This window comes from Dietzia sp. Cai40 (assembly GCF_014145165.1).
GTDB classification, from domain to species: Bacteria; Actinomycetota; Actinomycetes; order Mycobacteriales; family Mycobacteriaceae; genus Dietzia; species Dietzia natronolimnaea.
In genome coordinates this window covers 1-6,910 of the sequence record NZ_JAALEB010000319.1, presented here as the reverse complement: position 1 = coordinate 6,910, position 6,910 = coordinate 1, and the positions used below count along the sequence as shown (strand labels likewise).

Here is a 6,910-nt window from a genome sequence, read left to right as displayed (position 1 = left end):
CGGCGACCGCCGCCCGGACGTCGTCCTGCTGCCGCGACGGCGAGACGACCTGCCGGGGCCCGCCGTCAGACCGTCCGAAGCCGCGGTAGTCGATCGCGAACGCCGCGTACCCGGCGGCGGCGAAGGCCTCGGCGAACTGGAGCAGGCCCGAGTCGGCCGTTCCGCCCAGCCCGTGTGCCAGGACGACGCACGGTGCGGGATCTGTCCCGGCCGCGGGCAGGAACCACCCGCGGCAGGTGTCCCCCCCGGAGCGGAAGTCGAGGTCGAGGGGGGTGATCTGGCTGGTCACGAGGGTTCTCCTGGGTTGTCGACCGCGGGGTCCGGGCGGCCGTAGATGGCCCGGACCCACAGGTCCGAGGCGGTGGCGATCATGGGCTCGCGATCCGCACCGGGGTCGTAGACGAGGTGTTCGAGAACCGATTCGTTGATCTGGATCAGGGCCGTGGCGAGCGAGTCCGGGTCGGCCCCGTCGGGGGCCCGGCCGGCCGCCCGCTCGGAGCGGATGTACTCGGCGATGGGCGTCGCCAGCTCGGCCCGCCCCTCGTTCCACAGGCGGCGCATGGGCTCGTGCGTGGTGCGTGCGGTGAGCAGGGCACGGTAGACGTGCGCGTTGTCGACCATCCGGTCCGCGAGCCGGCTCAGCGTGGCGTGCACGCGCGACCGGAAGCGACCGTCGGAGTTCACCAGCATGTCGTTGGACTTGGCGGCGGTCGCCTGGATGGAGGAGAGCAACACGGTCACCGCCGCGGCCTTGGAGTCGAAGTAGAAGTAGAACGCCGAGCGGGTGATGCCGGCGGCGTCGGTGAGGTCGGCCACCGAGATGTCGTCGAGCTTGGTGGTGCGCAGTTGTCGGTCGAGCTCGGCCAGCAGAGCCTCCCGGCGTCGGTCGCCCCGGGGAGAGCCGTTGTTGCCCTCGCCGGAGGTGCCGTTCCCGCTCACGCGGGCGCCGCCGTCCGGATCATCCCGCCGGAGCGTGCCGCGCGCTCGCGGCCCGCCGGGATCTCCCGGGTCCGCAGGTCGTGCTCGTAGAGGAAGTAGTCCACCTGCTGTTGGTGCCGCGCGGTGTCGAGCATGTGCCCGATGTACTTCTTCTCGTCCGCCACGATGACCTGCTCCATCTCCGTGCGGTCCGGCGTCCGGTACAGGCCGGCCGCCCACGCGGCCGCCAGCCGGGCCTGGGCCTCGACGAACGGGAACAGCGTGGGCGTGGACTGGGCGAAGCCGACCATCACGAGGTCGTCGATGCCCGGGGAGAACATCCGCTTGTAGAGCGGCACGTGGTTGTGGGCGTCGGCGCTGAGGAACTCGGGGTCGAAGAAGGGGAACGAGGTGTTGTAGCCGGTGGCCTGGATGACCACGTCGAAGTCCTGCGCCGTGCCGTCCTCGAAGTGCACGGTCCGCCCCTCGAACCGGGCGATGTTGCCCTTGGCCGTGATGTCCCCCGAGCCGAGCCGGAGCGGCAACTCGACGGACTGGGTGGGGTGCGCCTCGAAGAACTTGTGGTTGGGCGTGGGCAGTCCGTAGGACTCCGGCCGGCCCGCGGACATCGGTTGCATGGCCTGGATGGCCTTGCGCTGCCACGAGTAGGGCAGGAACGGGAACGTGGCGAAGTACTTGTCGGCCGGTTTGCCGGCGATGTACTTCGGGACGATCCACGCGCCCGACCGGGTGGAGATCACCACCTCGTTGCGCATCACCTTGGAGGACAACTCGACCGCGATGTCGGCGGCGCTGTTGCCCAGGCCCACCACGAGGATGCGCTTGTCCAGCAGTTCGAGCGGGTCCCACGGGTCGACGTAGGCGTGCGAGTGGATCATCTCGCCGGTGAACTCACCCGGGAAGTCGCCGAACCGCGGGTCCCAGTGGTGTCCGTTGCCCACCACGAGCGCGTCGAAACGGCGGGTGCCGGTGCGTTCGGTGGTCAGCTCCCAGCCGCCGCCCTCGAGCCGCTCGGCGTGCAGGACCCGGTTCTCGAACTCGATGCGGCGCAGCAGGTCGAAGGCCTCGGCGTAGTCGTCGAGGTACTGCTTGATCTGCGAGTGGTGCGGGAAGTCCGGGAACTCCTCGGGCATGGGGAAGTCCCGGAAGCTCAGCTGGTGCTTGGAGGTGTCGATGTGCAGCGACCGGTACGCGCTCGAGCTCCCGTTGGGATTGTCGAACGCCCAGTTCCCGCCGATCCGGTCGGAGGCCTCGAAGCCCACCGCCTCGATGCCGTAGTCGTCGAGCATCTTGAGGGTGGTGAGACCGCTGATGCCCGCGCCGATGACGGCGACAGTGGGGATGGGTGTCATGGAAACCTCTTCGGGCCGGGGACCGCCGCGCCGGAAAGCTATGGCGCGAATCACATTGCGGTCCTAGATTATGGCCAGGGATTGACGGGCGTCAACAGCGTCCCGCGCGCGCCGACGGGGCACCCCGCCCAGGGCCCCATCCCGGACGGAGGCGGAAATGGCAGACGACACGACCGGGAGGCGGCACGCGGTGGTGGTCGGTGGCGCATCCGGGATCGGATGGGCCACGGCGCAACAGCTCGCCTCGGACGGGTGGCGGGTGACGGTGGCCGACGTCAACGGCGACCTCGCCGAGGCGCGCGCGGCCGAGCTCCAGGGCGCGGGCGGGTTGGCGGGCGCGGCTGACGCCCCGAGCCACGAGCACAGGGTCGTCGACGTGGTGAACGAGTCGTCGGTGGAGGCGCTGTTCACCGGTATCGCCCCCGAGCTGGTCGTCACCACGGCCGGGGTGAGCACGCTCGGGCTGGTCACCGACCACGACACCGCTGAGTTCAGGCGAGTGGTGGACGTGTGCCTCACCGGCACGTTCCTCGTCCTCAAGCACGCCGGAGGCGTGGTCGGTGAGGGCGGCTCGATCGTCGCCATCGCCTCGCTCAACGCGCGGCAACCCGGACGGGGGATGGCCGCGTACTGCGCGGCCAAGGCTGGCCTGGTGATGCTCGCGCAGGTCGCCGCGCTCGAGCTCGGGGAGCGGGGGATCCGGGTGAACACGGTGTCTCCCGGATTCCTCGTCACCCCGCTCACCGAACCGGTCCTGCAGATCCCCGGGCTCGCCGAGGAGTACGCCGAGAACGCGGCGGTCCCGCACCGGGGCACCGCGGAGGACGTCGCTCGGGCGGTGCTCTACCTCGCCGACTCGCCCTGGATGACGGGGGAGGACCTGGCCGTTGACGGCGGGGCCCAGTTGCGCCGCTATCCGGACGTGCTCGGCCTGGCGACCAAGGCGTTCTCGTGAGGCCGGGTCGCGGCCGCGCGACAAACGGACGCCGGGGTGCGGGCCGCGAGAGAAGCCGCTCCGGCACCCCGGGATTCGCCGGGAGATCCGCGATCGTCACCGGAGGTGGCTCGGGGATCGGCGCCGCACTGGCCCGCGCCCTGGTGGCGGCCGGCGCCCACGTCGTGGTGACGGACATCGACCCGGTGGCCGCCCGGCGGGTGGCGGAGGAGATCACCCCGGGTACGACGGGAAGGGGATCGGCCCGGTCGGAGGCGCTCGACGTCACCGACGCCCGGGCGGTGTCGGACCTGGTCGGCGAGGTGGTCGCCGAGCACGGGGGCCTGGACCTGATGTTCGCCAACGCCGGAATCACCTGGGGCGGGGACACCGAGCTGCTCACCCTGGGGCAGTGGGACGCGATCGTCGACGTGAACATCCGCGGGGTCGTGCACTGCGTCCACGCCGCGTACCCGGAGATGATCCGCCGGGGAACGGGATCGCTCGTGCTCACCGCCTCCATGGGCGGGTTGTGCCCGGCGGGCCTGATCACCAGCTACGCCATGACCAAGCACGCGGTGGTGGGGCTCGGGCTCTCGCTGCGCGCGGAGGCGGCCGGCCACGGCGTCGGGGTGACCGTGGTGTGCCCGGCTGCGGTGGACACCGCGATCCTGGACAAGGGCGAGCTCGACGGCTTCGACGGCCGTCACTACTACCTCGAGGGTCAGGGCGTGCGGGAGCCGCTGGACCCGGATCTGCTGGCGGAGAGCGTCCTGCGTGGTGTCCTGGGGAACCGGGCGCTCGTGATCGAACCCGCGCGGGCGCGGGCGACGTGGCGTCTGCAGCGCCTGTCGCCGGCGCTGATGGACACGATGCTCACCAGGTACGTGCGCGCGACGAGGCGCCGGCGGGACGAGGGGCCCGCCGGCGCCTGACGCCGTGGACGAGCTCGGGGACCCAGGTGGCCCTGTGCCCGAGGTGTCTCAGTGCTCGTCGGCGTCCGATTCGGCCTTGGTCGCGTGGACGGTGCCGTGCTCGTGCTCCGGCGGGGCGTAGATCGAGTAGACCTTGAGCGGCTCGTCGCCGATGTTGGTGACGTTGTGCCACGACCCGGCGGGGACGAGGATCACCCAGTCGTCGCCGACCTCCTCGTCGAACTCCAGGCGGTCCTCGGCCGGTCCCATCTGGACGCGACCGCGACCCTGCTCGACCCGCAGGAACTGGTCGTGGTCCTCGTGCACCTCGAGGCCGATGTCGTCCCCGGGAGCGATCGCCATGACCGTCATCTGCAGGTGCTTCCCGGTCCACAGCGTGGTCCGGTAGTTGGTGTTGGCGAGGGTCGCGTCCTCGATGTTGACGACGTAGGGGTGGGGTCCGTGATCGGTGTCGGTCATGGTGTGGTCCTCTCGCTCTCGTGCACGTCGGCTCGCGCCTGGTCGTCTCCATCATGCCGGGTGCGGTCGGCTCGCGATCCGGCTCGCTTCTGCCACGGCCACCGGCCCGAGATCTCGAGTTCGAGCGACCAGCTGAGGAACGTCCTGATGAGCACGACCAACGCGAGCAACCCCACCGAGTCGTAGCTCGGCGAGATCGCGACGGTCCGGATGATGTCCGCGGCCACCAGGAGTTCCAGGCCCAGCAGGATCGCGCGGCCGAGACGGCGCCGGAATGCGGTGTAGACGTCACCCTCCGGGCCGTGTCGTCGACGCGGGTCGAGGGCGAACATGGCCGCCACCAACGCGCCCACCACGATGGCGGCCACGCCGGCCGCGTCCATGGTCTTGCCCACCAGTTCCACGGCCTCTGTGAACGTCATGAACGAACTGTAGACCCGCCCGGCCGGGGCGAGAGGGACCTCCGCAGACCCTATGGTTGACAGATCAACTAAAGTGGGGGCATGACTCAACACACCACCTCCGCCACGCCCGCCACCTCCGCATCTCCAGCGTCACACTCCGTCGCCTTTGGCCTCGACACCTTCGGCGACACCACCGTCGATGACCGAGGCGCGCGGGTCCACCACGCCCAGGTGATCCGGGACGTCGTCGAGCAGGCGGTGCTCGCCGACGAGGTGGGCGTCGACGCCTTCGGGGTGGGGGAGCACCACCGCCCCGACTACGCCGTCTCCGCCCCGGATGTGGTGCTCGCCGGCATCGCGACCCGGACGCAGCGCATCACGCTCGGCTCGGCGGTCACCGTCCTGTCCAGTGACGACCCGGTCCGGGTGTTCCAGCGCTTCTCCACGATCGACGCCCTGTCGAACGGGCGCGCCGAGGTCGTTCTGGGGCGCGGGTCCTTCACCGAGTCGTTCCCGCTGTTCGGCCTCGATCTCCAGCAGTACGAGCAGCTGTTCAGCGAGAAGCTGGACCTGTTCTCCGCGCTGCTGCCCGAGACGCCGGTGACGTGGTCCGGGGAGCTGCGGCGTCCCCTGGTCGACCAGCGCGTGTACCCGGAGACCGAGGGCGGGCTCTCCGCGTGGATCGCCGTGGGCGGCAGCCCCGAATCCGTGGTGCGCGCGGCCCGCTACCGGATGCCCCTCATGCTGGCGATCATCGGCGGGCCCGCCGGCAGCTTCGCCCCCTTCGCCGACCTGTACCGCCAGGCCAACGCGCAGCTCGCGGGCACCGACGCCCCGCGGTTGCCGATCGCCGTGCACTCGCCGGGTTTCGTCGCGGAGACCGACGAGAAGGCCGCCGCCCTGGCCCTGCCCCACTGGCTGGTCAACCGCAACAAGATCGGCCGCGAGCGGGGCTGGGGGGACGCGGGGGAGGCCGACTTCCACCGCGAGGTGAGGTCCGGGGCGATGTACGTGGGTTCACCCGAGACCGTCGCACAGAAGATCGCCGCGACCGTGCGCACACTGGGATTGGACCGCTTCGACCTCAAGTACGCCAGCGGCCCCACCCCGCACGAGCACCTCATGAACTCGATCGACCTCTACGGCCGCAAGGTCATCCCGCGCGTCCGCGAGCTGCTCGCCGGGGCGGGGTACGAACCCGGAGTGCCGCAGCAGGTGTCCCGCGGCTGACGGTCGGGTCCGGGCGGGAGTCGATCTGCGTGGGACGGGGCGGAGGCTTACGGTGGTGTCATGCTCTTCGCGTTCTCCGTCGCTCCCACCACGACCGCGGACGACTCGGCGTCCATGAGCGAGGCCGTGGCCGAGGCGGTCCGGGTGGTCCGCGCGTCCGGACTGCCGCATGAAACCACCTCGATGTTCACCACAATCGAGGGCGACTGGGACGAGGTCATGCCCGTCATCCGCGCCGCCACCGAGGCGGTCCTGGCGGTGTCCCCGCGGGTGAGTCTGGTGCTCAAGGCCGACCTGCGGCCCGGCCGCTCCGGTGAGTTGCGCGGGAAGGTGGACCGGGTGGAGCGCCGCCTGCAACACGGCCTGGCGGCGGACCCCGGGGGTGGGGAGAGGGGCGACGACGACGAGGTGGTCGCCTCGTGACCTCCCGCACTCCCTCGGATCACTCTGTGAACGACTCCGGATCCGACGGCCTGCACGGCGCGGACGGTGCCGCCCCGCGTGGTCCGCAGACGGTCGCGTACGTGGCGGCCACCGCGCTCGGCGGGATCGGCGCGCTGGTGGTGGCGGCCGTGGAACTGACCTCCCCCGAGGCCGGCACCTTGGACGTCCTGCTGTGGAGCGCGCTGGCGGTGTTGCTTTTCGCCGCGGCCGCCC

The 6,910-nt window shown here is 71.1% G+C and carries 10 protein-coding genes; 5 read left to right on the top strand and 5 right to left on the bottom strand.

Annotated elements, in window-relative coordinates; translation table 11 throughout:
- The 3 genes from G6022_RS12240 to G6022_RS12230 all read right to left on the bottom strand — a co-directional run.
- Positions 1-289, bottom strand: a 289-nt coding sequence (locus G6022_RS12240; protein ID WP_182691651.1) for an alpha/beta fold hydrolase, incomplete at its 3' end; no start/stop codon positions are given.
- Entirely contained in the window at positions 286-939 is a 654-nt protein-coding gene (locus G6022_RS12235) for a TetR family transcriptional regulator (RefSeq protein WP_182639691.1), read from the bottom strand. The genes G6022_RS12240 and G6022_RS12235, both read right to left, overlap by 4 nt.
- Positions 936-2,291, bottom strand: a complete 1,356-nt coding sequence (locus G6022_RS12230) for an NAD(P)-binding domain-containing protein (protein WP_182639690.1) — start codon at positions 2,289-2,291, stop codon at positions 936-938. Before G6022_RS12230 ends, G6022_RS12235 begins: the two co-directional genes overlap by 4 nt.
- A gap of 157 nt (positions 2,292-2,448) precedes the next feature.
- Between G6022_RS12230 and G6022_RS12225 the strand changes: the two genes are divergently transcribed.
- Complete coding sequence (locus tag G6022_RS12225) at positions 2,449-3,246, top strand: SDR family oxidoreductase (protein WP_182639689.1); 798 nt, start codon at positions 2,449-2,451, stop codon at positions 3,244-3,246.
- Between the two features lie 92 nt (positions 3,247-3,338).
- The gene (locus G6022_RS12220) at positions 3,339-4,160 is read left to right on the top strand and encodes an SDR family NAD(P)-dependent oxidoreductase (RefSeq protein WP_347238177.1); all 822 of its coding nucleotides are present in this window, start codon (positions 3,339-3,341) and stop codon (positions 4,158-4,160) included.
- Between the two features lie 48 nt (positions 4,161-4,208).
- On the opposite strand, the gene G6022_RS12215 is transcribed toward G6022_RS12220, so the two are convergent.
- Together G6022_RS12215 and G6022_RS12210 are read right to left on the bottom strand one after the other, a co-directional pair.
- A complete protein-coding gene (locus tag G6022_RS12215; RefSeq protein ID WP_182610516.1) occupies positions 4,209-4,619 on the bottom strand; it encodes a cupin domain-containing protein in 411 nt (136 codons plus the stop codon).
- Positions 4,616-5,041 carry a DUF1622 domain-containing protein gene (locus G6022_RS12210; RefSeq protein ID WP_182610515.1) on the bottom strand — a complete coding sequence of 142 codons (426 nt, stop codon included), beginning with the start codon at positions 5,039-5,041 and terminating at the stop codon, positions 4,616-4,618. The genes G6022_RS12215 and G6022_RS12210 overlap by 4 nt, the downstream gene beginning before the upstream one ends.
- A gap of 81 nt (positions 5,042-5,122) precedes the next feature.
- Here G6022_RS12210 and G6022_RS12205 point away from each other — a divergent pair, with 81 nt between their 5' ends.
- The 3 genes from G6022_RS12205 to G6022_RS12195 form a co-directional block, all read left to right on the top strand.
- The gene (locus G6022_RS12205) at positions 5,123-6,253 is read left to right on the top strand and encodes an LLM class flavin-dependent oxidoreductase (RefSeq protein ID WP_182610514.1); all 1,131 of its coding nucleotides are present in this window, start codon (positions 5,123-5,125) and stop codon (positions 6,251-6,253) included.
- Between the two features lie 60 nt (positions 6,254-6,313).
- Positions 6,314-6,676 carry an MTH1187 family thiamine-binding protein gene (locus G6022_RS12200; RefSeq protein ID WP_182610513.1) on the top strand — a complete coding sequence of 121 codons (363 nt, stop codon included), beginning with the start codon at positions 6,314-6,316 and terminating at the stop codon, positions 6,674-6,676.
- Between the two features lie 26 nt (positions 6,677-6,702).
- Positions 6,703-6,910: hypothetical protein (locus G6022_RS12195; RefSeq protein ID WP_206682379.1), on the top strand; the 208-nt coding region annotated here is incomplete at its 3' end.

What these genes read in the sequence shown, in the direction of transcription:
- G6022_RS12230 (WP_182639690.1), bottom strand. Translation starts at nt 2,291, where the DNA reads ATGACACCCATCCCCACTGTCGCCGTCATCGGCGCGGGCATCAGCGGT.
- G6022_RS12225 (WP_182639689.1), top strand. Translation starts at nt 2,449, where the DNA reads ATGGCAGACGACACGACCGGGAGGCGGCACGCGGTGGTGGTCGGTGGC.
- G6022_RS12215 (WP_182610516.1), bottom strand. Translation starts at nt 4,619, where the DNA reads ATGACCGACACCGATCACGGACCCCACCCCTACGTCGTCAACATCGAG.
- G6022_RS12210 (WP_182610515.1), bottom strand. Translation starts at nt 5,041, where the DNA reads ATGACGTTCACAGAGGCCGTGGAACTGGTGGGCAAGACCATGGACGCG.
- G6022_RS12205 (WP_182610514.1), top strand. Translation starts at nt 5,123, where the DNA reads ATGACTCAACACACCACCTCCGCCACGCCCGCCACCTCCGCATCTCCA.
- G6022_RS12200 (WP_182610513.1), top strand. Translation starts at nt 6,314, where the DNA reads ATGCTCTTCGCGTTCTCCGTCGCTCCCACCACGACCGCGGACGACTCG.